This is a genomic window from Tenacibaculum halocynthiae (genome assembly GCF_964512825.1).
Taxonomy (GTDB): Bacteria; Bacteroidota; Bacteroidia; order Flavobacteriales; family Flavobacteriaceae; genus Polaribacter; species Polaribacter halocynthiae.
This window is the reverse complement of sequence record NZ_CAZELG010000011.1, coordinates 22,332-47,082: the sequence shown is the minus strand read 5'-3', so window position 1 is coordinate 47,082 and position 24,751 is coordinate 22,332. Positions and strand designations below refer to the sequence as shown.

The following is a 24,751-nucleotide window of genomic DNA, read 5'->3' as shown; positions in this document are numbered from 1 at the left end:
AAATGAAAAATATAAAATATTTAATAGGAGCTCTATTTGTTTCAACAACTATCTTAGTTGGTTGTGGAACTGAGAACTTAAACCCAGCTTTAGAGCAAGATAAAATTGTAGAGGGTAGTATTAAAACAGATGCAGAATTAGCTGGTGTTTTAGCTAATGCTTATGATAGAATGACGGCTAGTTCATATTATGGTCGTGATTACATTATATATGGTGAGGTTCGAACTGACAACGTATTTGCAAATGGTAATTCAGGGCGTTTTCAAACACCTGCAACTTATACACAAACTCCATCATTTGCTGGTATTTGGACTCAAGCGTATAGAGTAATTTCAAATGCTAATATAGTAATTGGTCAAGATGCTGGTTCTTTAGGAGGTGATCAAGCTAAAATAGCTCATATAAAAGGGCAAGCATACGTAGTTAGAGCTTTAGCTCATTTTGATTTAGTTAAGGCTTATGGACAACAACATACTGGTGGAACTTTAGGAGTACCTTATATTACTAAATTTAAAGATCCAAATAATGTATACCCTTCACGAGAAACAGTTGATCAAAATAAAGCTTCAATTTTAGCTGATTTACAAAAAGGGTTTGATATGATGTCAAATGCATTTTTTGACGGTTCTAAAACCACAATTAATAAATATGCTGCTAAAGCATTAGAATCTAGAGTTGCAGTTTATTTTAAAATGTGGCCTGAAGCAAAATTAGCTGCTGAAGCTGTTATTAATTCAGGTAAATATAGTATTATTTCACAAAGTAGTTATATTAATTCTTTTGCCGTTGATGCTGCAGGTAATTCTATTTTTGAGCTTGCAAATTCTAGCGTAGATAGACTTGGAAGTAATTCTTTAGGTTTTATTTATAAAGGATCTGTATATGGAGATATAGAAGTTTTACCAAATGCTAGTAATTTATATGCTGCTGGAGATGTACGTGCTTCTGTATTAGGTTTAGAGTCAGGTAAAATGAGAAATTTAAAAAAATATCCTGCTTTAAACGGTGATGATAATACATCTTTAATTAGATATGAAGAAGTTATTTTAAATTATGCTGAAGCTCTAATGGAAACTAGTGGAGATGCTTTAACTCAATTAAATAAAATAACAGCTCAAAGAGGAGCTCCTGCTTTAACAGGTACTGTAACTAAAGACATCATACTAGAAGAAAGAAGAAAAGAATTAATTTTTGAAGGTTTTAGATTTGATGATTTAATGAGAACTGGTAAAAACATAACAAAAATAGACTCTAAGCAAAATATTTCTGCTACTATTAATTATGGTGATTCAAAATTAGCGTTTCCAATTCCAGTTTCGGAATTAGATGCTAATAGTAACATGATTCAAAATAAAGGATATTAATATTATCTATTTATAATATTATTTTTAAACCACCTCTTTTAAGAGGTGGTTTTTTTATACTATAAATTAACTACATTTGCATCATGGAAGAAAACACAGTAATTTTTGGAATTAGAGCAATTATTGAAGCAATTGAAAGTGGTTCATCAATAAATAAGGTATACCTTCAAAAAGGATTAAGAGGTGATCTATTTTTTCAATTAGAAAAATTAGTTAAAAAGAATAAAATTTCAACTAGTGTTGTGCCTAATGAAAAGTTAGACCGACTTTCTAAACATAGTAATCATCAGGGTGCTGTTGCAAAAATTTCACCTGTAGAATTCCATGATCTAGAAAACTTAATAGAAACTACTCTTGAAAACACAGATAAACCTTTATTTCTATTGTTAGATCAAGTTTCTGATGTAAGAAATTTTGGAGCTATTATTAGAACTGCTGAATGTACAGGTGTTCATGGAATAATAATTCAAAAAGGAGGTAGTGCACCTGTAAATGCCGAAACAATAAAAACTTCAGCTGGAGCTGCATTTAAGATACCTATTTGTAAGGTTGATCATATTAAAGATGCTATTTTTCAATTAAAAGCTGCAGATATTAAAATAGTTTCTGCTACTGAAAAAACACAAGATTCTATTTATGACATCAATTTTAATCAACCTTTAGCTATTATAATGGGATCAGAACATAAAGGAGTTAGTAATTCTGTTCTAAAACTTTCAGATTATAAAGCGAAATTACCATTACTAGGTGAAATAGAATCATTGAATGTATCTGTTGCTTGTGGTGCGTTTTTATATGAAACTGTAAGACAACGTTTATAAAGTATATAACCTAATTATCAGAAATAAAAAACAACCTTAATTGAACGAATTAAGGTTGTTTTTTATTTCTGATAACGCTTTTATTTTATTCTTCTTCTATGTAAATATATTTATAGTTAATTTCTTTTAAGCTTTCTATTTCCTCTTTATCAATAATTTCAGGATGTAAATAATTCCCTTCATCGTCAAACATTTCATCAAATTCAGTTTTAGAAAACTGAAAATTTTCTTTAACAATACCTTCTTTCCTAAAAATAAATGAAAAAATACTTCCTATTAAAAAACCTGATAAATGTCCTTCCCATGACATTCCATCTTTAATTGGTAAAACATACCAAACCATACTACCATATAGAAAAATAATAACTAGGGATACTGCTATTAATCTAAAATGTTTTTTTATTATACCACTAAAAAAAGTAAAACTAAAAAGTAAATAAACAATACCACTAGCTCCTATATGATGTGCTTCTCTTGCTATTAACCATGTGAGAATACCTGTAAGTAAACCACCATAAATTAAAACTTTGTCAGCAACTTTATTATAAAAGAAAAAAAGTATTGATGATAATACAAATAAAGGTATTGAATTATTAAATAGATGACTTGTATCGCTATGTATAAATGGAGATAGTATTACCCCCCTAACACCTTTTAAGGTTCTTGGAAAAACACCATACTTATTAAAATTAAACCCAAATTTAATTTCAACCCAATAGACAAGCCATATTAAGATTACAAAACTTAATGGGATTAAAAATAAACTATTTGAGCCTTTTAATTCATCTTTATCATTCATATCATAAAAATAGCAAAAACACTTCCAAATAAATATACCTGAAATAATGACATATAATAGTAATTATTATAATTAAATCGAACCAATCAAATTATTACAAATATTGTTAACTTTGAAATTAAATAGGAAATTTCTATAATGATCCAGCCATTAGCAGAACGCATAAGACCAAAATCACTGAATGATTACATCAGCCAACAACATTTAGTAGGTAAACAAGGTATTTTAACTAACCATATAAAACAAGGAATAATACCTTCTTTAATTCTATGGGGACCTCCAGGAATTGGAAAAACTACTCTAGCAAATATTATAGCTAATGAATCTGGAAGGCCTTTTTATACCTTAAGCGCTATTAGTTCTGGGGTTAAAGATGTACGTGAAGTAATTGAAAAAGCAAAAAAAAGTGGTGGTCTATTCACTCAAAAAAATCCTATTCTATTTATTGATGAAATTCATCGTTTTAGTAAATCTCAACAAGACTCTTTGTTAGCTGCTGTAGAAAAAGGTTGGGTTACCCTTATTGGAGCAACTACTGAAAACCCTAGCTTTGAAGTTATACCTGCCCTATTATCAAGATGTCAAGTTTATATTTTAAATTCATTTGATAAAGATGATTTAATTTCATTATTAAAAAGAGCGATGGTAGAAGATGATCTCATTTCTAGTAAAGAAATTACCCTTAAAGAGACGGATGCTTTATTACAAGTTTCTGGAGGAGATGCAAGAAAACTATTAAACATATTTGAATTACTCGTTGCTGCAGAAGATAAAATTGAGATTACAAATGAATTAGTTTTAAAAAACATTCAAAAAAACACTGCTAAATACGATAAAACAGGGGAACAACATTATGACATTATTTCAGCATTTATAAAATCAATCAGAGGTAGTGATCCAAATGCCGCTGTTTATTGGCTAGCAAGAATGATAGAAGGTGGTGAAGATGTAAAGTTTATTGCTCGTAGATTATTAATACTTGCATCAGAAGATATAGGAAACGCAAACCCAACTGCCTTAATTTTAGCTAACAATACTTTTCAAGCTGTTTCAATTATAGGAAACCCTGAATCTCGAATTATTTTAAGTCAATGTGCAGTATACTTAGCCAACTCGACTAAAAGTAATGCTTCATATATGGCTATTGGTGAAGCTCAAAACTTAGTTAAAACAACTGGTGACTTATCTGTTCCTTTACATTTAAGAAATGCTCCAACTAAGTTAATGAAAGATTTAAATTATGGTAAAGATTATCAGTACTCCCATAACTATCAAGGAAACTTTGTAAACCAAGAATTTTTACCTGATGAAATAAAAGGCACTAAATTATATGAACCTGGTAATAATTCTCGCGAAAATCAATTTAGAGAATTATTAAAACAACGTTGGAAGGACAAGTATAAATATTAGAAAACTCTAACCTTAAAACTTAATCGAATAGTGTTTAACTACTTTAGTAGTATCTTCATAGTACTCAACTATCCATTTGTCTTTATTTTTAAATAAAATACCTTTTTTATTTTTTAAAACAAAAACATCCTTAACACTCGTATTTAAAATTTCATAAACCCTTTCAGGTTTTGTATTCACTAATTGAAAACCATTATTTATAGGCTGGGCATATAAAACGTTATTTTCAATATTTATTGTTTTAACTGCATCAACAACTTTTACTTCTTTAACAATTGGAGTTACTACTTCTTTTTTAGAAATATCTACTATCTTAATTGCTTCAGAATTGTATTTGTATTTTAAAGCTTGAACAGACTTAAAAGCATCTCTGATAGCTTCATGATATCCTTTTTTATAATCTTTTAACTTGCTCTTCCCTACTTTTGAAGAAAACACAATATTATTATAACAATCTTTTAACTGAACAATACTCTTAACAGTAAACATTCCTGAATCATCTTTAATAGTACCTGTTAATGCTAAACATCTGTTATCTCCTAATTCTTTAGGTAGTTTCTCATTATCTAAGAAAACAGTAAAACCATATTTTTTGAATAAAAATTTTGTCAAGGAATTCGCTTTGTACTGATCTTCTTTTTTTAAAAAATCAAACCTAGTAGGAACTATTACATATTTGTAATTATTCACCTTTTTTTGACAAAATACTGTTGTTGTTACTAAAAATAAAACAAAAAATACTTTTTTCATTACTTAAAAATTAAATTTACTCCAACTTGAAATGAAGCTTGATTAGCATCAGCAATATCGGTAATTTTAAACAAATTATCTACCATTCCAAATACATTAACTTTTCCTAATTTTGCAGAAAGCCCTACTCCTAAATTACTATAAGAAAAATCATCAATAGTATATGTTACTTTACCTTTTATACTTTCAAATAGTCTTTTTTCAAGAAAACCTGTTAAAGCAAACTTAGGTCCATTTGGCCTTATAACAGAAAAAATCTGAGCACCAATAGCATTATCAAAATAGTCATTATATGATATATCATGGCAATTTTCTTCTCTTCTAGATTTACCCCAACTATGTTTAATAGAACTATTAAATTTTATAGGTCTTGCTACTGTATATGACTCTTTATTTTCTGCTCTTGGAACTTGTTGTCTAAACTCATTGTCTATATCTCCCCAATAATCAGGATTTGTAGCATCGTATTGAAATTCAATTCCAGAAAAAACAAAATCACCTATCATTGTTCCATTTCTTACATCTTGAGAATAACTGATAAATCCTAAATCTAGTAAACTTGCAGTGATTTCTGTTTGATCATTTAGTTTATAAGTAAATCCAATATCTACTCCTAATCCTAAATTTCCTCCAAAGAAAGTTCTACCTAATAATGTACCAGCAGAAAGATTTGATTCATTATTCTCATCATAAATACCAGAACTATTTCCTGATATATTTATATTATTTAAATAATGAGAATAAATATTATTTTGCCCTAATCTAGTTGTAAAGCTTCCAGTATTACCTGTAGAAGTTACATTTACTGCTCCAGAATAAATTTTCAATCTAGTTCCAACTGTTAGTTTTTTATTTAAGGTTCTTGAAATACCAAAATGTAAAACCCCAATAAACTCAGCTTTTACAGATGCTTGAGATAACAAAAAACTTCTATTTACATTTGAAGCATTTCCTTCGTTTATTAAACTCAAAATATCTTTAGGTATAGTAGCAAAAGCATCCATTTCAGTATAAAAACCTGCTGTAATATAATCTCTTTCATTTAATTTATACCCTCCATTTAAAACTTCTATTTGAGAATTTACTTGTATATAGTCATTCTCTGATAGTTTATTAAGAGCATTTCTATATTTAGTAGTAAAATCAACACCGTCATTTCTAAATACATCAGCTAAAGTAACACCTGTTATACCAACATTGGCTGATATATTTGACATTAATGGAATTCCAACATGGTACTTATAATTTGTTACTGCCCCTGGGTTTAGTAATAATGTTTGAGGGATTTCATCAAAACCGTACAAGATTTGTTTGTTTTGACCATAAGAATTAGACATAACTCCAAAAAGAGTTATTAAAATAATTAATAACTTTTTCATTAGTTTATTTTAAAATAAAAGGTTCCTGCTGATTTAAAAGTAAAAACTTTACGCTCGTTGATATTTATAATAGACCCATCTGAACTTGGAAGCAATTCTAATATTACTTCTATCCTTTTAGAGTTTAAAATACTGTTATTAACACTCAAGTCAATTTCTTCTTTATACTTATAATTTAGAGTATTTTCAGGAACAGCTACTTGTCGTAATCTAAATGTTTCAGTACCTGCACCATCCAAAAACCTAAAATCTACTGTAAACCTTCTATTAAAAGGATTGTCAATTTCAAAATCAACATCTATTTTTACTAAATCGTCAGTTACAGAATTTTCAAAAACGAAAAAATTCGAAGTATCAGTTATGCGTGTAATTTCTGTACCTGTTGGGCTTACAAAAGTAGTTTGCTCCAATTTTGTATACGCCAATGAAGCTACAAATGTTGGTGATATTTCAAAATTCTGTGCTTGATCAAAATCTAAATCTTTTACACAAGATGTAAAAAAAATAAGTAATGCACAGCTAATAACTTTAAACAAACTTTGTTTCATCATAATTAGTATAGTAGGTTAAACTTCAACGTTATTTTTTTATAAATATTGCTTTAAATCTAATAATGAACTAACACTAGTTACATCATTTCCTTTGGATTTTTCTTCAGTAAAATGTATTGCATTCATCCCTGTATTCAATGCTCCCATTATATCAGCTTCATAACTATCTCCAATCATAATAGACTCTTGTGGTAAAGCTTCTGCTTCAGATAAAGCAAATTCAAAAACTTTAGGATTTGGTTTTTTAACACCAACACTTTCTGAAGTTACAATGATATCAAAATATTTAGAAATACCTGATTTTTTCATCTTTAATTGTTGAACTTCTTCAAAGCCATTAGTTATAATATGTAATTGATATTGTTTTTTTAAATATTCTAACGTTTCAATTGTTCCTTCAAACAAATGACTAAAGTTTGGTAAATATTTAATATAATCTTCTGCTATTAAATTAATCAATTCATCAGTAATCACATAATTTAAAGCATCAAAAGTATCTTTGAGTCTTTTATATCTCAAACTAGATTTTGAAATTTTTTCATCTCTATATAATCTCCAGTAACTAAAATTTATAGGAGAATATATTTTAATAAACTCTGTAAAATCAAGGGTTATACTTTGTTCTTTAAATATTTGCTTAAAAGTTAACTCAGAATTTTTTTCAAAATCCCATAATGTATGATCTAAATCAAAAAAAAGATGCTTAATATTCGTCATGCTTCAAATTTAAAGGGTTTTATGATTAAAAAAACTATTTTAGCATAAATTTTACTGTAAAATTTTGACAAAAAGTAAACTTCATATCCTTTTTTTATGTGGATGGTACCCCTCAAGGGTTCTGCCTAATAATGGTGATTTTATTCAGCGACATGCAGAAGCTGTGAGCTTAAAACATCAAGTTTCTGTTTTACACATTATTTCAGACGCATCTCTAAATAAAAATATTGAAATTTTCTCAGAATCAATTAATGAAATTCACACACACATAGCTTATATAAAACCCAGTAAAAATCCTATTATAAAAATAATTCGATATTATAATGCTTTCATAATTTTATTAAAGAGAATTGGTACTTTTGACATAGTACACCTCAACAAACTATTTCCTTTCGGAATATTAGCATTGTATTTAAAATGGGTTAAAAAAAAGCAGTTTGTTATTTCTGAGCATTGGACAGGCTATCATATGCCTTTGGCAAAAAAAATTTCAAATATTGAATTATTTTTATCTAAAATTATAGCAAAACAGGCCTCTTATATTTGTCCAGTTTCTGATGATTTAAAACATTCAATGTTAAACTTAAATTTAATAGGAAAGTATCTAAAAGTACCTAATGTAGTTAATACTAATTTATTTTTCCCATTAAAAATAGCAACTAAACAATTTACTATTGTTCATATTTCAAACATGCTCGATTCACATAAAAATGTGTCAGGTATTATAAAAACCATCACTGAATTAAATAAGACGGTTACTGACTTCAAATTAATTTTAATTGGAGAAAATTCTTTAAAATATAAAGATCTAGCTGATAAATTAAAAATTAGTCATAAAATAGATTTTATTGATCATATTCCTCATTTTAAGGTTATAAACTACATACAACAAGCTGACGTTTTTGTATTATTCAGCAACTATGAAAACTTACCATGCGTTATTCTGGAAAGTTTTGCTTGTGCTACTCCAGTAATTAGTACAAATGTTGGTGGTATTTCTGAGTATTTCCCCAATAAATTCGGATTTTTAATTGAACCAAAAAACGAAGATCAATTACTAGAAAAATTAATATATATATACCGTTTTCCAAAAAACAATACAGAAAAAATGTATAAATATGCTCAAGAAAACTTCAGTAATAACAGTATTGCTAATCAATTCTCTAAACTATATGAAAAAGCATTAAATTGAATTTAATTAAAACCTACATACAAAATTTTTTAAATCGTTCAGGGGGGTATATATTCACTGCCACTATTACAGCACGAATATTCTCTTTTTTAACTTCATGGATCGCTTTACAGTTAATACCAAACAAAGAGCTAGGTTTAGTATTATTTTCTTGGAATATTATTACTTTTTTAATTCCATTTATAGGTTTTGGATTGCATCAAAGTTATATTCGTTATGGAGCACTAACAAATAATAACAAAGACAAAGAATTCCTCCTCAATTATGTATTAAAAAAAGGTGTTATTGCTTCTGGAGTTCTTTCAATTATAATTGCTTCTATAGGTTTTTTGTTTCCTTTTAAATTATTTAAAACAGGACATTACCTAAGTATTTTTTCTTTAATTTTCATTCCTCTCTTTTTATTTGAAGTCATTAAAATAAAAGCACGTCTGGAACATAGAAATAAAGTAGTTGCTTATTCCGAAATCATATACAATTCACTTTTAATAGTTACTGTAAGTTTATTTTGCTACTTTTTTCAAGAGAATGGATATATCACTGCCTTAATAACTACACCTATCATTACTGTTTTTGTATTCCGAAAAGAAATAAATATTCAATCAAAAACAAAATTAGAAAAACCTTCTTTTATTAATAAAGAATTTTGGAAATACGGTTTTTTTGGAGGGTTAGCTAATGTAGCTACCATGTTACTTTTTGCTATTGATATTTTATTAGTTGGTTATCTTTTAGAAGAACCAGAAAGCATTACTGCTTATAGATATATATCCTTAATACCTTTTAGTATTTTATTTTTACCTAGAGTTTTTATTACTACAGACTTTGTTTCTTTTACTGAAAAAATCACTCAAAAAAAATACATTTATAACTATATAAAAAGTTATATGTTATTATTTTCAGTCATTAGTATAGTTTTTGTTATCTTTTTTGATCTTTTTGATGAAATAACTTTAACTTTTTTTGATGCAAGTTTTACTCAATACAGGGAGAGTTTTTTTATTTTGAATATAGGTGTATGTGGAATTTTGATATTTAGAGGTCTTTTTGGTAATCTTTTATCTTCTATTGGAAAAATAAAAGCAAACTATTATATAACTTTAACTGCACTATGTATAAATATAATTTCTAATTATTATTTAATACCCAAATTAGGTATTAAAGGAGCAGCAATAACTTCAGCCTTATTAATGTGGTTTACAGGAATAACTTCCTTTCTTACTTTTGTTTATTATTATAAAAGAAACAATTTCACCGTTTAAAAAACTTAATAAATTTGGATAAGTCATTATAATACAATTGTATATATTTCTCATCAACTGCACCAAAACTTTTATAATAATTAGCAATGTTTTTCATAGAAGAACCTCCAAAATCAAAAACATCAAAATTTCTTGAATATTTATAGATTGCTCTATCGTTCATAAATGTATTAGCCCCATTTTTCCGATTTTTAAAATCAGAAGAACAAACCAATTCAGTTACTCTTTTTTTATGTTTTAAAAAAAAAGCTCCAGAAACAATTCTATTATCCATATCATAAACAGTTAAAAGCTCACCTACTTTTTTACGAATACAAACCTGCATTAATGATAGTAATCTATCATAATCTTTTTCAGAAATTTTTTTTACACGTTTACCTACGTTTTCTTTAAATAAGTTAATTAAAACTGTTGGGCAATCACTCCAACATTCGTTTAAGTCATGAATCACAGCTTTTTTTAATTCTCTTTTTCTATTTCTATTGTAATTAGTATAAATAATCTCATAATCTTGTTTTAACGATAAAACTTGTATTCTTCTTTCTTGTTGAAAAACAGAAAACATGCTAAACGAATTCATGTAATTCAAACGTAATTCGACAAACTTAAAGTTTTCAAAGAGTTCTATTAAAAACTCATTTTCATCTTCAACCTCTTTTGAATATATGCCCAATTGAATTAACCAAAAAGGTGGATAAACATACTTAATAAAAGCTTTTTTTCTAAAAGGCAACGGCATTACAGCTTCATAATCATTCAACACTAAAACACTCCAATCATCAGCTATTGTATCTAAATACCAAGAAAACCCGAATACATTTGATTGTAGAGAATTGATAATACAATCATTATACTTTTCTATCTCTAGATCTTTTCTCTTTACGAATGAAATCATTAAGCTTTTACTATTTTTAACATAGAATCATACAACCTACTCCACCCTCTCCAACGTTGATACCCACTTAAACTTTCATTATGAAACAATGTTATAAAAACACCATTTACTCTTTTTACTTCATTTTTTAAATCTCTAATTTTACCTAGAGCTTGTTTAGGAGTTAATTTCATATAATCATTTAACGTAGTATCCATAACAGCAAAAGGAAAAACTTTTAATGGTGTTTGTATTTCAAAATCAATATCGTAAAAATAAAATGGTGTACAAGTACTTGCTCTAAATCCTGCATGGCTTGCATACCCCATTGAATAATCTTCCTCTATTTCTAAATCAATTAGTTTCTGGTAAGTATCAGGCAATGAAAAACGTAAATAATGTTGCCTTGATCGTTTAATAGGCATATTGGTTATAGCTTCCAATCGTTCTTTTTCTTTTTTTAGCATCGCTAAATCATTCATTGTATAATAGGAAGGATGCAAACCTACTCTTGCATAGTCTACCATGTTTTTAATTAATAATTTAAATTTAGTTTTTGAGGCAGAAACATTAGTGTCAAATGTTGTATAATCTGCTATTAAAAAAAAGAAAAGCGTTCTTATATCGTGTTGTTTTTTTAAATCAATAATTTTCTGAAATGTATCAAATGGATCTTTTTTAATATTAAAACGAATACTAAACCTATCCCATAAATTAAAAACTTTTAACTGATATGCATCTTTAAAAAAACCACCTACAGTTCTAACAAAACTTTTATGTTTATATGCAAAAGCATTATCAACGTCAATTGTAGAAATGAAACTATATTTTCTTGAACTATATTTATATTCAGGAAAACGTTGTTTTAATTCTTCTAAAAACATGTACGACCAAATATCAATAAGTGGTTTTTCTAAAAACTTATATTTAAAAGCTATACTTTCTGCTGCTTCAAACCGTCCATGTTTATCTTTTATATGAGGTAAATATTCTTCATAACGAGTAATTAAATAAAAGCTTGCTGAAAATATATCAAAAGGTATATTTGATTTGTCTCCTTGTAAGAAAAAACAAGGAACTCCTTTCCATTTTTGCATGTGTATTTCTACATCTCTTATTCCTTGCTGAAAAAGTAAATCGTGACTTTTAATAAAAAATTCTTTTCCTAATGCTACTTTAGTGTATGAAAATTTAGGTCCATTATGTGCTACAAATTCTTCAACTTTATTTGTAAAACTTATAGGTATTTGTAATACACGGGTTATGATGTGTTTAAAAGTATATCTAACCCTAGGAGTAATCTTATGCGTATAAATTAAAAGCATTTTTATAATTTTATAAGTAGCAAAGTTTTAAGTTTTTTATAAAACTCCCTCATCTGCAAAGCTAAAATACGCTTTTTCAGTAATTATTAAATGATCTAATAATTTTAAGTCTAATGTAAAAGTTGCTTTCTTTATTTTTTTTGTTAATTCAATATCTGAATTGCTTGGTATTAATTTACCTGACGGATGATTATGACACAATATTAACCCAACGGCAAAAAGTTCCAATGCTTTTTTAAATATAATTCGAACATCAACTAAAGTAGCAGTTAACCCACCTTTACTTATTTGATGGTTTGCTAAAATTTTATTTGAATTATTTAAATACAACACCCAAAATTCTTCGTGTTCCAAATCTCCTATTATAGGTTGCATTATTTTTGCAACATCAAATGAAGATGTTATTTTACTTATTTGTTGTTTTTTTTCAAATTGTTTTCTTTTACCAAATTCTAATGCAGTAACAATAGTTGTAGCTTTTGCCTCCCCTATTCCTTTAAAGTGCATTAACTCTTCAATGGATAATTTTGATAAATTATTGAGATTATTCCCTACTGATTGTAATATCCTTTTAGATAAATCTACTGCGCTTTCTTCTCTATTACCAGAACTTATTAATATCGCAATAAGCTCAGCATCTGATAATGTATTTTTTCCTTTTAACAATAGTTTTTCACGAGGTCTATCATCTTGAGACCAAGATTTTATAGCTAATTTTTTCATTGTGCAATTTTTCTTTTTAATGATAAATATAAATCATTTTTTGCACAACCCAACCAAGCACAGTATCTTTGTACTCTATCTTTTTTAATTTTAAATATGAAGATTATCATAGCCGGGGCTGGAGACGTAGGTTTTCATTTGGCTAAATTACTTTCTTATGAGTCTCAAGATACTTATGTAATCGATTTTGACGGAGACAAACTTAATTACATCAATAATCATTTAGATGTTATTACCAAAAAAGGTGATGCTACTTCTATTAAATTACTGAAAGAGATTGGTATTAACTCTGCAGATCTTTTATTAGCTGTAACTGAAAGTCAAAATACAAATTTTACAATCTCTGTTATTGGTAAAGCCTTAGGCGTTAAAAAAACTATTGCTAGAATAAACAACCCAGAATTTTTAAATAATGATGTTATCAACTTTAAAGATTATGGTGTAGACTTTATGATTTCTCCTGAGGAGTTGGCTGCTAAAGAAATTAAACTTCTTTTAAATCAATCTTCTTTTAATGACACAGTAGCTTTTGAAAATGGTGTTTTCAATATAATGGGAACAACTTTAGGTTATAAGTCTCCTATTTTAGATTTAACAGTTAAAGAAGTTAAAGAGAAATATTGCCTAGTTGATTTTATTACTATTGCCATAAAAAGAGAAGGAATAGCACAAACTATTATTCCTCGTGGTGATACTGTATATAAAATGAATGATCAAGTTTATTTTTCTGTACCCAGCTATAGTATTGAAAAGTTACATCCTATTATAGGAAAAGAACATGTTGATATTAATAATGTAATGATTCTTGGTGGTAGTAGTATTGGAGAAAAAACAGCAAGGAATTTATGTATTGATAATTTTAAAGTAAAATTAATTGAGCGTAAAAAAGAAAAAGCTTTACAATTAGCTGAAAATCTTAGAAACACACTTGTTATTAATGGAGATGGAAGAGATTTAGAACTCCTTGAAGAAGAAAACATTCGAGAAATGGATGCTTTTGTTGCTGTTACTGGTGATTCTGAAACAAATATCATGTCTTGTTTAGTAGCTAAATCAAAAGGAGTAAAAAAGACAGTGGCTTTAGTTGAAAATATGGACTATATCAATATTTCTCAAACTATTGGTATTGACACACTAATTAATAAAAAATTAATTGCGGCTAGTAATATTTTTCGCCATATCCGTAAAGGTGAAATTTTAGCATTAGCTAATTTACATAATATTGATGCGGAAGTTTTTGAATTTGAAGTTCAACCAAATGCAAGAGTTACAAGAAAAGTAGTAAAAGAGCTACGTTTCCCTAGAGAAGCCATTATTGGAGGTGTAATTAGAGATGGAAAAGCGTTAATGTCTTTTGGTGATTTTCAACTAAAAAGTGGTGACAAAGCTATTGTGTTTTGTTTACCAGAAGCAATATCAATTGTAGAAGATTTATTCAACTAATGGAAAATCTTAACTTTAAACTTATTTATCGTTTTTTAGGCATAACTGCTGTTTTAAATGGCTTGTTTATGTGGCTTGCCATCCCTTTTAGCTTATACCATAATGAAAATGCTGTTTTAGGAATTTTAAATGCAGGAATAATAACCGTTGCTATTGGGCTTTTACTTTTTTTCTTTAACAAGCCTAATTCAAAAAAAATTCAAAAAAAAGAAGGATATCTAATTGTTACTTTAGGATGGTTAACATTGTCATGTACTGGAATGCTTCCTTACTTATTATCTGGTGCTATTTCGTCAATTCCTGATGCTTTTTTTGAAACTATTTCTGGGTATTCAACAACTGGATCTTCCATATTAACAGACATTGAATCTATGCCAAAAGGAATTCTTTTTTGGCGAAGTGCAACACATTGGATTGGTGGTATGGGAATTATAGTACTTACCATAGCTATTCTTCCGCTATTGGGTATAGGAGGAATGCAATTATTTATGGCTGAAGCTCCTGGTCCTTCTGCTGATAAATTACACCCTAGAATAACTGATACAGCCAAACGCTTGTGGTTAATTTATGTTCTTTTAACATTTGTTGAATTTATATTATTAAAAGTTGCTGGTATGACTTGGTTTGATGCCATTAACCATGCCATGGCTACTGTAAGTACTGGAGGTTTTTCAACAAAGAACTCTAGTGTAGCTTATTATAATAACATGCCTATTATACAATACATTATAGCTATATTTATGTTTATAGCTGGTACTAACTTTGTACTTACTTATTTTGCTTTAAAAGGAAAAATTCAAAAAGTTTTACAAAACGAAGAATTCAAATATTATTTATTTAGTGTAATAGGTATTTCAACAATTATTGCAGTAACTATCATCTTTTTTCAAGATCCTAATTTAAATACTAGTATTGAACACCCAATGGTATTTGGAAAAGTAGAAAGTGCTTTTCGCCATTCATTTTTCTCTGTTATTTCAGTAATTACAACTACAGGTTTTGTAACTGCCGATTTTACCATGTGGAACTTCTTTATTACGGCAATATTCTTTTCGTTATTTTTCTTAGGAGGGTCTGCCGGATCAACTTCTGGTGGTGTAAAAATAGTACGTCATATTATTCTACTTAAAAGTAGCTTTTTAGAATTTAAAAAATCATTACACCCAAATGCCATTATACCTGTTCGTTATGATGGTAAAGCAGTTAGTCAGACCATTGTATTCAATATTCTATCTTTCTTTGTTTTATACATGCTAATTTTTATTCTAGGAACAGTTATTCTAGCATTTTTAGGCTTAGATATTAAATCTGCCTTAGGTGCTTGTGCTTCTTCTTTGGGGAACATAGGGCCTGCTATTGGCTCTGTTAGCCCTGTTGATAATTTTTCTCATTTATCAGTTGGTGCAAAATGGTTCTGTTCATTTTTAATGCTTATTGGTCGTTTAGAACTTTTTACAGTTTTAATATTATTAACTCCTTTTTTCTGGAGAAAAAACTAATACGCCTTTCTCTTTTTAATTAATATCATTCAACTCTTTTATTAATTGTTATTCAATAACATGGAGCTTAAACCTCAATAAATACAAGATGTTTTTATAAATTAAACACTTTCTTAATTCCTTAGAATAACACAGAAATAGTTTAATGTTATACAACTTCACAAAAAAGAGCTCAAACTTCACAAAAAATAAAAATTTGCTTTGAAAATTTCTTCCTTTGCTTAAAGCAAAAAACATGAAATCACACATATTCCAAAAAATAATACACTTACGCCTCAATAAATATCACTTAGGTCTTATTTGCAAAAATTAGAAAAGTCTATTCCTACATTTGAGATAAGAAAACTAAATAACTCACTTTAAATAAGACTCTTAAAATCTATACCTTTTTGTATGGATTATGATTAGCAGGACAACCTATTATAATTTGTCTCTGTATGGTATTAACAATTTTAAATTAAATATTAACTACTAAATTTTATTATTATGGATCCATTTTTAGGACAAATCGTATTATTCGGAGGAAATTTTGCTCCAAGAGGTTGGGCTTTATGTGAAGGTCAATTATTACCCATAGCACAAAACTCTGCTTTATTTTCTATTTTAGGAACAATTTATGGAGGTGACGGAAGAACAACATTTGCTTTACCAGATTTACGTGGTAGAGCTGCAATTAGTTCAGGTCGAGGACCAGGATTATCTGATCGTAGATTAGGATCAAGAAGTGGTCAAGAAGTTCATACACTAACAACTCTTGAAATGCCTTCTCATAATCACCTTGCATCTTCGGCTTCAAAATTTTATGGACAGAGTGCCGCAGGAGATGATGATACTTTAAGTGAAGGAGCATCAATCGCTAGTGGTTCTGCTACTAGTTCTGAGATATTCAGCAGTACAGCTCCAAATACCCAAATGAACACTAACTCTGTTATAACCACTACAACTACTTTAAATCAAGGAGGGAGTCAAGCACATAACAATATGCAACCATATTTAACTACTAATTATATTATTGCATTGCAAGGAGTTTTTCCATCGAGAAATTAAAATAAATAAGTCTATTCCAGGTAATTAAACAAAAAAATACCTGGAATAATTTATTATTGACTATATTTATTGCTAACAAACTAAACTTAAATCATGAAAAAAATTACTCATTTACTTTTATTTTCTTTTTTATTTATTTTCTTTATACCTATTTCTTTTTCACAAACTGTTATATATACTGAAAATTTTGAAGCAGCTGATCTTTCTGGATATGCTGTTGGTAATGGCGATACTAATACTGATTATGGCTCTCAAGTTTTAGGAGGTACAGCTTCTGATTATATTAAGAGAGGTACTGTTGGTAATTTTTCATTTGATCCTTTAACTGGAACAACTGGAAATTTTATAGGTTTAGAAGACATTAATGGAGCTGGGTTAGGATACAATGGTCACTCATACATTGAATTAGACCCCATTAATATTACTGGAAAAGCTAGTTTAACAATTGATATAGATTTAGCATTTCCTGATGCTACAACTACACGTTATGAAAACACAAAATTCCTAATTGTTGATTATAAAATAGATGGAGGTTCATATCAAAAGGCTTTAGCCTTTTATGGTAATAGTCCATCAGGAGCTGGTATGATTAGAGATACCAACTTAAATGGTAGTATAGATGGAGGAGAAAATACCGTTGTACATAATACTATGACAACTTTCCCCTCACTTCCAATTAGTGGTACTGGAAATACAATCGAAATTAGAGTACGTTTTAACTCTCCTGATTCGCATGAAGAAATGGCCTTTGATAATATAATTTTGAAAGGAATAGCAGGAAACACAGCTCCAGTAATAGCAGGTACGTCTGCAGGTCAAACGGTAAATGATAATGCTACAGTATCTCCTTTTTCTGCTATAACAACTACAGATGCAGACGGAGATAATCTTTCAGCTACTATTACTTTAGATACTAATGCTAAAGGTGTTTTATCTGGAACTGGATTAACTGGTACTGGTCCTTATGCTATTGCTAGTACTTCACCTGCTGACTTGCAAGCAAAACTTAGAGCTTTATCTTTTAATCCTACTGATAATAGAACAAGTACATCTGAAACAACTACTTTTACTGTAGTTATAAATGATAATACAGATACAGATACTAACAATACAACTACAGTAATTTCAAATGCAGTAGCACCGACTGTTACAAGTATAAGTTCTTCAACTGCCAATGGCACCTATAAAGTTGGCGATAATGTAATAGTTACCGTTACTTTCTCTGAAATAGTTACTGTTACTGGTACTCCTCAAATAACCTTAGAAACTGGAACTACAGATAGAACTGTAAATTACAACGGAACTGGTAGTGGAACAAATACGATACAGTTTACGTATACTGTTCAAGCTGGGGATTTAAGTGCTGATTTAGATTATGTTGCTACAAATTCATTAACTGCCGGTACTAGTATTCAAGATTCTGGTAGTAAAGATGCTACCTTAACTTTACCTAGCCCTGGAGCTGCAAATTCTTTAGGTGCTAATAAAGCATTAGTTATTGATGGAGTTGTTCCTACTGTAACGAGTGTAAGTTCTTCAACAGCTAATGGAACTTATAAAGCTGGAGATAATATTATAGTTACTGTTACTTTCTCAGAAGTTGTTACTGTTACTGGAACACCTCAAATAACTTTAGAAACTGGAACTACCGATAGAACTGTAAACTATAATGGAACTGGTAGTGGAACCAATACTTTACAATTTACATATACTGTTCAAGCTGGTGATGTAACTGCTGATTTAGATTATGTAGCTACAAATTCATTAACTGCCGGTACTAGTATTCAAGATGCTTCTGGGAATAATGCTTCTTTAACATTACCTAGTCCTGGTGCTGCTAACTCATTAGGTGCTAATAAAGCAATTGTTATTGATGGAGTTACTCCTAATTTAACATCCTCTAATCCAGCAGATGATGCTACTGGAGTTGTTATTTCGCAAAATATAGTATTAACATTTAATGAAAACATTAGCAAAGGTACTGGTAACATACTTATCAAAAAATCATTAGACAATAGTACTATTGAAACGATAGACGTTACAACTGCTTCTGTTACTGTAAGTACGAATACTGCCACAATTAATCCTAGTTCTGATTTTGATTTAAATACTGGGTATTATATTCAAATAGCTAATACAGCTTTTAAAGATGCAGCTAATAATAATTATGCTGGTATTTCTGATGCTACTTCTTTGAACTTTACATCAGAATCAAATCAAACAAATGCATATGCTGTTGCTAGCGGAAATTGGTCTGTACCAAGTAACTGGTCATTAGGTAGGCTACCTATTAGTACTGATAATGTTAATGTAGGTACCAATACTATTAATTTAGATGTTAGTAATGTTACCATAAACGATTTAAGTATAAGTATCGGTGGATCTTTTAATATATTAAGCGGTCAATCTATTACAGTTGAGGGAAACCTTAACCAAAATGGTACATTAAACATATTATCTAACGCTTCTAATAATGGTTCTTTAATTGTTAAAGGAAACCATACGGGAATTAGTAATGTTGATTATCACCGATATTTATCTACCAATTGGCATTTAGTTGCTTCTCCAATTTCTGGTAAAAACATTAATGATTTTTCAGGAAATGTAAGTACTAGTGGTAACAAATATGCTATTGCTCCTTATGTAAATAATGTTGTAAGCGCTTCTCGTTGGAATCACTACACTACAGCAGCTGGATCAAATGATATTGCAAGTGCAGGAACATTTACTGTTGGTAAGGGGTATTCAATACAAAAAAGTACAGGTGGTACCATAAATTTTTCAGGTACTCTAAATACTACTGACAAAACTTTCCTAATTACGGATGGTGGTGATAATCCAGCTGGAAACAGATGGAATTTAGTAGGTAACCCATTTACTGCATCATTACATGCTAGTAATGCAGCTGATGCTACTAATAACTTTTTGAAAGTAAACATTGATGCTGGTAACCTTGATCCTTCAAGAGCTGGTTTATACTTATGGAACGGTTCAGCTTATGTAGAAAAAACTGTTGATGATGCTGCTTTTTATATTGCACCAGGACAAGCATTTTTTGTTCATGCTCCTGATGCAGGTGGAACTTCTGTAAGCTTTACGGAAGCTATGGAAACACATCAAACTGGTAATGTATTTTTAAAAGGTAACTCTGTAATTTATCCTGAGATAATTTTAAATGTAACTGAAGATAAAAACACATCTTCAACAAAAATTAGATATATAGAAAACAAAACTAAAGGTTTAGATCCAGGATCAGATGTTGGTACTTTTACAGGTACAAACGCTACCTTTAAAACATTTACTCATTTAGTTAGTGATAGTAAAGGTATTGATTTTGCTATTCAAGCTTTACCAAATAAAGATTATGAAAACATAGTTGTTCCTATTGGTTTAAAAGCTAAAGCTGGAAAATCGATAGAAATCTCTGCTAAAGGTACTAATTTACCTAGCGGTATTGACATGTATTTAGAAGATAGAACAAACAATGTTTTTACTAATTTATCTAAAGAAAACTACACTATTAGCCTTAAAAGTGATGCTGATGGTATAGGTCAATTTTATATTCACACAACTTCTCAAAAGTTAGGTACTAGTGATACTAATCAATTATTAGAAAACGTAAGTATATACAAGTCTTCTAAAAATGAATTAACAGTAGCTGGATTACAATCAGAAAAAGCTTCTTTAACTGTTTACTCTATACTTGGTAAAAAAATTACTACTAAAAAATTCAGAACTAATGGTGTTTCAACTATTTCCCTTCCTGAAATTGCATCAGGAGTATATGTAGTAGAGTTATCAACTGAATTAGGAAAGTTAAGTAAGAAAATTATAGTTCAATAATTAAAAAGTATGACCATGAAAAAACAAGTTAAAAATAACGACACCGATATAACTCGTAAAGAAGCTCTTAAAAAAATAGGAAATTATGGTAAATATACAGCCCTAACAGCCTTAGGAACCTATATATTATTAAACCCTAAAAAAGCGCAGGCACAAAGTCCTGAAGCACCAGGGTTTTAATTTAAACCAGCATACATAAAAAAGCCTCAAGAAATTTCTTGAGGTTTTTTTATATCTCTTATCTCAAATCAAAAAACCCCATTACCACCTATGAATCAATAAATTAAATAAAAAAATTATCAAATAATATTTTTCTACTAATTATTTTTTTTCTAAGTTTAGAATCTGAAAAAGAAAAATCATGAAAAGAAAAAATTGTCTCGCTTATGCGATAGCTCTTCTATTGCCCTATTTTTTAATCACTTCAACCTATAGTCAACAAATTAATGATAATTTTGACAATGGTGCCATTACAGGTTGGACTCAAGGAACAAATGGTCACTGGACAAGTTCTACAACCTCTCCAATTAATGGTTCTCATTCATTAAAACATAATCTATCAAATACAGCTGGAAAAAGTTATATCAGTAAAAGTATTTCCGGTTTAGATCTAACTACACAAGAAACAACTTGGCAATTCAACTTAAAAAACGGGAATTGGGATCCTTCTGGCTCCAATAAGTTTTGGATTTATTTAACAGCAAATGAATCTAATTTAAAATCTAGTACCGTTGATGGTTATGCTATTGGGGTTAACTTAACAGGTACTTCAGACATTTTAACCTTATGGAAAGTAACAAACGGAACAGCAGATACATCTATAATTACTACTACTATTGATTGGGATGCTAATAAAATTAAAGGTATTAAAGTTACACGAAGCACAAATGGTTTATGGAAATTATTTATTGACGAAAACGGAGGATTTGATTCTTTAGATTTTAAAGGAAGTGTTACTAACAATGATTATATTATACAAAACTATTTTGGGATTTATTTTCAATACACTAAGTCTAGAGCTGGTTTATTATGGATCGATGACATAGTAGTTGAAGGTAAAACTCCATCAACTAATCCTACTGTAAGTTTTAAAACCAGTACTAGTTCTATTAATGAAACAAACACCACTTTCAATAAACAAATACCTCTCTCGTTTTCCAATTATACATCCAACGCTACAATTAATATTACAATTGACGGTAATAGCACGGCAGAAGTAACAGACTATTCATTAAATACATCTTCATTAATTTTTACTTCTAACGGAACTAAAAACATCTCTTTAGATATTAATAATGACCTTGATATGGACAATGAAACAATCATTTTAAAATTAACTATTACTAGTGGTGTTGCCGATATAAATATTAACACTCATACGTTAGCTATAATAGATGACGATCTACCTAAAATTATTATTAATGAAATTTTAGCTGATCCAACTGGAATTGATGCAAATGGAGATGGTACAATTAGTACTTCACAAGACGAGTTTATTGAATTAGTTAACACTGACATTACCCCTCACATTCTTACAGACTACACCATTTCTGATAATAGTTCTATTAGACATACTTTTGGAAATATAACAATACCAGCTGGTGGATCTGTAGTTATTTTTGGTGGAGGTGCTCCTACTAATATTTCTGGAATATCATTAGCTGCTTCAACAGGACGTATTAGTTTAAATAATACTGGAGATACAGTAACTTTAAAAAACAACAACGGTGTAATAATTACAACATATACCTACGGAAGTGAAGCAAATGCAGATCAATCCATTGGCAGAAATGATGATTTAACTGGCAACTTTGTAAAACATTCATTAATTACCTCCAATCCGCAAAAGGCTACACCCGGTAAATATAACACCACAGATTTACCTTTTTCTACAATAACGTGGAAAGGTGCTGTTGATTCAAACTGGAATACTTCTTCAAACTGGAGTACAGATAAAATTCCATCAACTTCTGATGAAGTTTTAATTTTAAAAACTACAAATCAGCCTACAGTTAACTCTTCTACATCTGTAAAAAAAGTAACCTTAGCTTCTGGGGCTTCATTAATTGCGAATGCACACTTAAATGGAGACATAACTTATAGAAGAAGTTTAGCTACTAATAATTGGTATTTAGTCGCTTCTCCATTAAAATCAGAAACTATTGAAAACTTAATTGCTTATAATGATTTTGCTACTGGTCCAAATAAAAATATCGGCATTGCTCCATATAAAAATGATGGATCAGCCTGGAACTATCTATCAAACAACTCAACTGGAGTAATTACTTCTGGAAAAGGGTATTCTGTTAAATTAAATGTTCCTAGCGATTTAAAATTTACTGGTGAAATAAATACAGGTACCATTACTTATCCTATTACCCAAGCTACCAATAATTTTAATTTAATAGGAAATCCATTTACATCTTATATTAATCTTAGTACTTTCTTTACTGATAATTCAACTGCTTTATCTGAGGAAACAATTTGGCTATGGAATCAAGCAACTAATAGTTATGATTTAAAAATGGGCGGTATAGATGGTAGCTTTCAAATATCACCTACTCAAGGTTTTTTTGTTAGTGCTAATCGTAATACCAATATTACCTTTAGTAAAACTAATCAAAGTCATCAATCTGATACCTTCCAACGAAATACAAAAACAGAAATTAATGTAACAGTAACAGAAAACAAAAATACTAAGTCAACCAAATTATTCTATTTAAATGAAGCAACTACTGGTTTTGATAATGGTTATGACGGTACAATGTTTAATGGTACTTCTTCAAGTTTTGCAATCTATTCTCAATTAGTTAGCAATAATAAAGGCAAAAATTTTGCTATTCAATCCTTACCTATTAATAATTTAGAAACGATAATTGTTCCTATTGGTTTAAAATTTGATGCAGGAAAAACAATAGAATTTTCTGCCAAGTCTATTAACTTACCTTCTAATATTCAAGTATATTTAGAAGATAGAATTCATAATACTTTTACTAACTTATCTAAAGAAAATTATACTAGTACCCTTAAAAATAATGTAGATGGTATTGGACAATTTTACATTCATACTACTTCTCAGAAATTAAGTTCTAGTAATAATAACCAAATATTAGAAAATGTAAGTACTTACCAATCTTCTAAAAACGAAATAACAATAACTGGACTACAGTCTGATAAAGCTTCTTTAAGTCTATATACTATACTTGGCAAAAAAATAATTGAAAAAAAATTCAGATCTAATGGTAAAATAATTATTGGTATACCAAAAATAACTTCTGGAATCTACCTTATAAAAATAACCTCTAAAAACGGGTCTATCAACAAAAAGATTCATGTAAACTAACAATAAAAAAGGTTGTAAAGTATTTTATAACCTTTTTTAAACACCACTAAACAATTAAAAATCAACATTTAATCTATTTTAATTTTCATTCATCTATACTTTAAGGGAATCCATCTAATCTCCTACATAACAACCATCTTCCTTTTTTAATTTTACAATAAGAAACTTAAAAAATAATATTATGATTACTGATTTTACTCTTAAAAAATTATCTTTTGAATATGTAGCTTACGATACCCTTTTAAGCGGAATACATTATAATTTCAATCATCCAACAAAAGGCGCGTTTACAGCATTAATGCCAGATAAGTACTCAAAAATAGAAATTGACTCTGTTGATTTATCCGTTAATCTAATTTTCAACGACATTAACGATTTAAAAGAATGGGTAGCAAATTGATAATAAAAA

At 29.0% G+C, this 24,751-nt stretch carries 20 protein-coding genes; 12 read left to right on the top strand and 8 right to left on the bottom strand.

The annotated features are described in order from the left end of the window. Nucleotides 1–2 precede the first annotated feature (2 nt). Complete coding sequence (locus ACKTTQ_RS02790; protein ID WP_408048335.1) at nt 3–1,364, top strand: RagB/SusD family nutrient uptake outer membrane protein; 1,362 nt, start codon at nt 3–5, stop codon at nt 1,362–1,364. Nucleotides 1,365–1,447: 83 nt separating this feature from the next. Then, on the top strand, nt 1,448–2,185 hold the full coding sequence (gene rlmB / locus ACKTTQ_RS02785; RefSeq protein WP_408048334.1) for a 23S rRNA (guanosine(2251)-2'-O)-methyltransferase RlmB: 738 nt from the start codon (nt 1,448–1,450) through the stop codon (nt 2,183–2,185). A gap of 85 nt (nt 2,186–2,270) precedes the next feature. On the opposite strand, the gene ACKTTQ_RS02780 is transcribed toward rlmB, so the two are convergent. Next, complete coding sequence (locus tag ACKTTQ_RS02780; RefSeq protein ID WP_408048333.1) at nt 2,271–2,984, bottom strand: rhomboid family intramembrane serine protease; 714 nt, start codon at nt 2,982–2,984, stop codon at nt 2,271–2,273. A gap of 138 nt (nt 2,985–3,122) precedes the next feature. Here ACKTTQ_RS02780 and ACKTTQ_RS02775 point away from each other — a divergent pair, with 138 nt between their 5' ends. After that, nucleotides 3,123–4,394 carry a replication-associated recombination protein A gene (locus ACKTTQ_RS02775; protein WP_113785794.1) on the top strand — a complete coding sequence of 424 codons (1,272 nt, stop codon included), beginning with the start codon at nt 3,123–3,125 and terminating at the stop codon, nt 4,392–4,394. Between the two features lie 12 nt (nt 4,395–4,406). Here ACKTTQ_RS02775 and ACKTTQ_RS02770 read toward each other — a convergent pair whose 3' ends face one another. From ACKTTQ_RS02770 to ACKTTQ_RS02755, 4 genes are read right to left on the bottom strand one after another with little or no spacing between them, the layout of a single operon-like run. Beyond that, nucleotides 4,407–5,144 (bottom strand): hypothetical protein, encoded by a 738-nt coding sequence (locus ACKTTQ_RS02770; RefSeq protein ID WP_408048332.1) that lies wholly within the window; start codon nt 5,142–5,144, stop codon nt 4,407–4,409. Further along, the gene (locus tag ACKTTQ_RS02765) at nt 5,144–6,523 is read right to left on the bottom strand and encodes a DUF5723 family protein (protein ID WP_113785796.1); all 1,380 of its coding nucleotides are present in this window, start codon (nt 6,521–6,523) and stop codon (nt 5,144–5,146) included. Before ACKTTQ_RS02765 ends, ACKTTQ_RS02770 begins: the two co-directional genes overlap by 1 nt. Next, the gene (locus ACKTTQ_RS02760) at nt 6,523–7,074 is read right to left on the bottom strand and encodes a hypothetical protein (RefSeq protein WP_147239364.1); all 552 of its coding nucleotides are present in this window, start codon (nt 7,072–7,074) and stop codon (nt 6,523–6,525) included. Before ACKTTQ_RS02760 ends, ACKTTQ_RS02765 begins: the two co-directional genes overlap by 1 nt. Nucleotides 7,075–7,110: 36 nt before the next feature. After that, nucleotides 7,111–7,791, bottom strand: a complete 681-nt coding sequence (locus ACKTTQ_RS02755; protein WP_299135740.1) for a YjjG family noncanonical pyrimidine nucleotidase — start codon at nt 7,789–7,791, stop codon at nt 7,111–7,113. 64 nt (nt 7,792–7,855) lie between these two features. On the opposite strand from ACKTTQ_RS02755, the gene ACKTTQ_RS02750 reads away from it, so the two are divergent. After that, on the top strand, nt 7,856–8,983 hold the full coding sequence (locus ACKTTQ_RS02750) for a glycosyltransferase family 4 protein (RefSeq protein ID WP_093870613.1): 1,128 nt from the start codon (nt 7,856–7,858) through the stop codon (nt 8,981–8,983). After that, on the top strand, nt 8,980–10,245 hold the full coding sequence (locus ACKTTQ_RS02745; protein WP_408048331.1) for an MATE family efflux transporter: 1,266 nt from the start codon (nt 8,980–8,982) through the stop codon (nt 10,243–10,245). The genes ACKTTQ_RS02750 and ACKTTQ_RS02745 overlap by 4 nt, the downstream gene beginning before the upstream one ends. On the opposite strand, the gene ACKTTQ_RS02740 is transcribed toward ACKTTQ_RS02745, so the two are convergent. From ACKTTQ_RS02740 to radC, 3 genes are read right to left on the bottom strand one after another with little or no spacing between them, the layout of a single operon-like run. Continuing rightward, nucleotides 10,235–11,140, bottom strand: a complete 906-nt coding sequence (locus tag ACKTTQ_RS02740; protein ID WP_408048330.1) for a hypothetical protein — start codon at nt 11,138–11,140, stop codon at nt 10,235–10,237. The two genes, ACKTTQ_RS02745 and ACKTTQ_RS02740, sit on opposite strands and share 11 nt — an antisense overlap. Beyond that, entirely contained in the window at nt 11,140–12,444 is a 1,305-nt protein-coding gene (locus tag ACKTTQ_RS02735; protein WP_093870610.1) for a polysaccharide deacetylase family protein, read from the bottom strand. Before ACKTTQ_RS02735 ends, ACKTTQ_RS02740 begins: the two co-directional genes overlap by 1 nt. 36 nt (nt 12,445–12,480) lie before the next feature. Continuing rightward, nucleotides 12,481–13,167, bottom strand: a complete 687-nt coding sequence (radC, locus tag ACKTTQ_RS02730; RefSeq protein WP_093870609.1) for a RadC family protein — start codon at nt 13,165–13,167, stop codon at nt 12,481–12,483. Between the two features lie 96 nt (nt 13,168–13,263). Here radC and trkA point away from each other — a divergent pair, with 96 nt between their 5' ends. The 7 genes from trkA to ACKTTQ_RS02695 all read left to right on the top strand — a co-directional run bounded on the left by trkA (nt 13,264) and on the right by ACKTTQ_RS02695 (nt 24,742). Beyond that, nucleotides 13,264–14,610 carry a Trk system potassium transporter TrkA gene (trkA, locus tag ACKTTQ_RS02725; RefSeq protein ID WP_093870608.1) on the top strand — a complete coding sequence of 449 codons (1,347 nt, stop codon included), beginning with the start codon at nt 13,264–13,266 and terminating at the stop codon, nt 14,608–14,610. Then, on the top strand, nt 14,610–16,109 hold the full coding sequence (locus tag ACKTTQ_RS02720) for a TrkH family potassium uptake protein (protein ID WP_408048329.1): 1,500 nt from the start codon (nt 14,610–14,612) through the stop codon (nt 16,107–16,109). The genes trkA and ACKTTQ_RS02720 overlap by 1 nt, the downstream gene beginning before the upstream one ends. A gap of 486 nt (nt 16,110–16,595) precedes the next feature. Beyond that, the gene (locus ACKTTQ_RS02715; RefSeq protein ID WP_408048328.1) at nt 16,596–17,156 is read left to right on the top strand and encodes a phage tail protein; all 561 of its coding nucleotides are present in this window, start codon (nt 16,596–16,598) and stop codon (nt 17,154–17,156) included. A 93-nt stretch (nt 17,157–17,249) separates the two neighbouring features. Further along, nucleotides 17,250–20,999 (top strand): Ig-like domain-containing protein, encoded by a 3,750-nt coding sequence (locus ACKTTQ_RS02710; protein WP_408048327.1) that lies wholly within the window; start codon nt 17,250–17,252, stop codon nt 20,997–20,999. A 15-nt stretch (nt 21,000–21,014) separates the two neighbouring features. After that, nucleotides 21,015–21,179 (top strand): hypothetical protein, encoded by a 165-nt coding sequence (locus tag ACKTTQ_RS02705; protein WP_176974390.1) that lies wholly within the window; start codon nt 21,015–21,017, stop codon nt 21,177–21,179. 181 nt (nt 21,180–21,360) lie between these two features. Beyond that, nucleotides 21,361–24,342, top strand: coding sequence for a lamin tail domain-containing protein (locus tag ACKTTQ_RS02700; RefSeq protein WP_408048326.1), 2,982 nt, complete (start codon nt 21,361–21,363; stop codon nt 24,340–24,342). 181 nt (nt 24,343–24,523) lie between these two features. After that, nucleotides 24,524–24,742 (top strand): hypothetical protein, encoded by a 219-nt coding sequence (locus ACKTTQ_RS02695; protein ID WP_093870603.1) that lies wholly within the window; start codon nt 24,524–24,526, stop codon nt 24,740–24,742. Nucleotides 24,743–24,751 lie beyond the last annotated feature (9 nt).

Excerpts from the sequence above, each read along its gene's own strand:
- ACKTTQ_RS02790 (WP_408048335.1), top strand. The coding sequence starts at position 3 with ATGAAAAATATAAAATATTTAATAGGAGCTCTATTTGTTTCAACAACT.
- rlmB (WP_408048334.1), top strand. The coding sequence starts at position 1,448 with ATGGAAGAAAACACAGTAATTTTTGGAATTAGAGCAATTATTGAAGCA.
- ACKTTQ_RS02780 (WP_408048333.1), bottom strand. The coding sequence starts at position 2,984 with ATGAATGATAAAGATGAATTAAAAGGCTCAAATAGTTTATTTTTAATC.
- ACKTTQ_RS02775 (WP_113785794.1), top strand. The coding sequence starts at position 3,123 with ATGATCCAGCCATTAGCAGAACGCATAAGACCAAAATCACTGAATGAT.
- ACKTTQ_RS02770 (WP_408048332.1), bottom strand. The coding sequence starts at position 5,144 with ATGAAAAAAGTATTTTTTGTTTTATTTTTAGTAACAACAACAGTATTT.
- ACKTTQ_RS02765 (WP_113785796.1), bottom strand. The coding sequence starts at position 6,523 with ATGAAAAAGTTATTAATTATTTTAATAACTCTTTTTGGAGTTATGTCT.
- ACKTTQ_RS02760 (WP_147239364.1), bottom strand. The coding sequence starts at position 7,074 with ATGATGAAACAAAGTTTGTTTAAAGTTATTAGCTGTGCATTACTTATT.
- ACKTTQ_RS02755 (WP_299135740.1), bottom strand. The coding sequence starts at position 7,791 with ATGACGAATATTAAGCATCTTTTTTTTGATTTAGATCATACATTATGG.
- ACKTTQ_RS02740 (WP_408048330.1), bottom strand. The coding sequence starts at position 11,140 with ATGATTTCATTCGTAAAGAGAAAAGATCTAGAGATAGAAAAGTATAAT.
- ACKTTQ_RS02735 (WP_093870610.1), bottom strand. The coding sequence starts at position 12,444 with ATGCTTTTAATTTATACGCATAAGATTACTCCTAGGGTTAGATATACT.
- radC (WP_093870609.1), bottom strand. The coding sequence starts at position 13,167 with ATGAAAAAATTAGCTATAAAATCTTGGTCTCAAGATGATAGACCTCGT.
- trkA (WP_093870608.1), top strand. The coding sequence starts at position 13,264 with ATGAAGATTATCATAGCCGGGGCTGGAGACGTAGGTTTTCATTTGGCT.
- ACKTTQ_RS02720 (WP_408048329.1), top strand. The coding sequence starts at position 14,610 with ATGGAAAATCTTAACTTTAAACTTATTTATCGTTTTTTAGGCATAACT.
- ACKTTQ_RS02715 (WP_408048328.1), top strand. The coding sequence starts at position 16,596 with ATGGATCCATTTTTAGGACAAATCGTATTATTCGGAGGAAATTTTGCT.
- ACKTTQ_RS02710 (WP_408048327.1), top strand. The coding sequence starts at position 17,250 with ATGAAAAAAATTACTCATTTACTTTTATTTTCTTTTTTATTTATTTTC.
- ACKTTQ_RS02705 (WP_176974390.1), top strand. The coding sequence starts at position 21,015 with ATGAAAAAACAAGTTAAAAATAACGACACCGATATAACTCGTAAAGAA.
- ACKTTQ_RS02700 (WP_408048326.1), top strand. The coding sequence starts at position 21,361 with ATGAAAAGAAAAAATTGTCTCGCTTATGCGATAGCTCTTCTATTGCCC.
- ACKTTQ_RS02695 (WP_093870603.1), top strand. The coding sequence starts at position 24,524 with ATGATTACTGATTTTACTCTTAAAAAATTATCTTTTGAATATGTAGCT.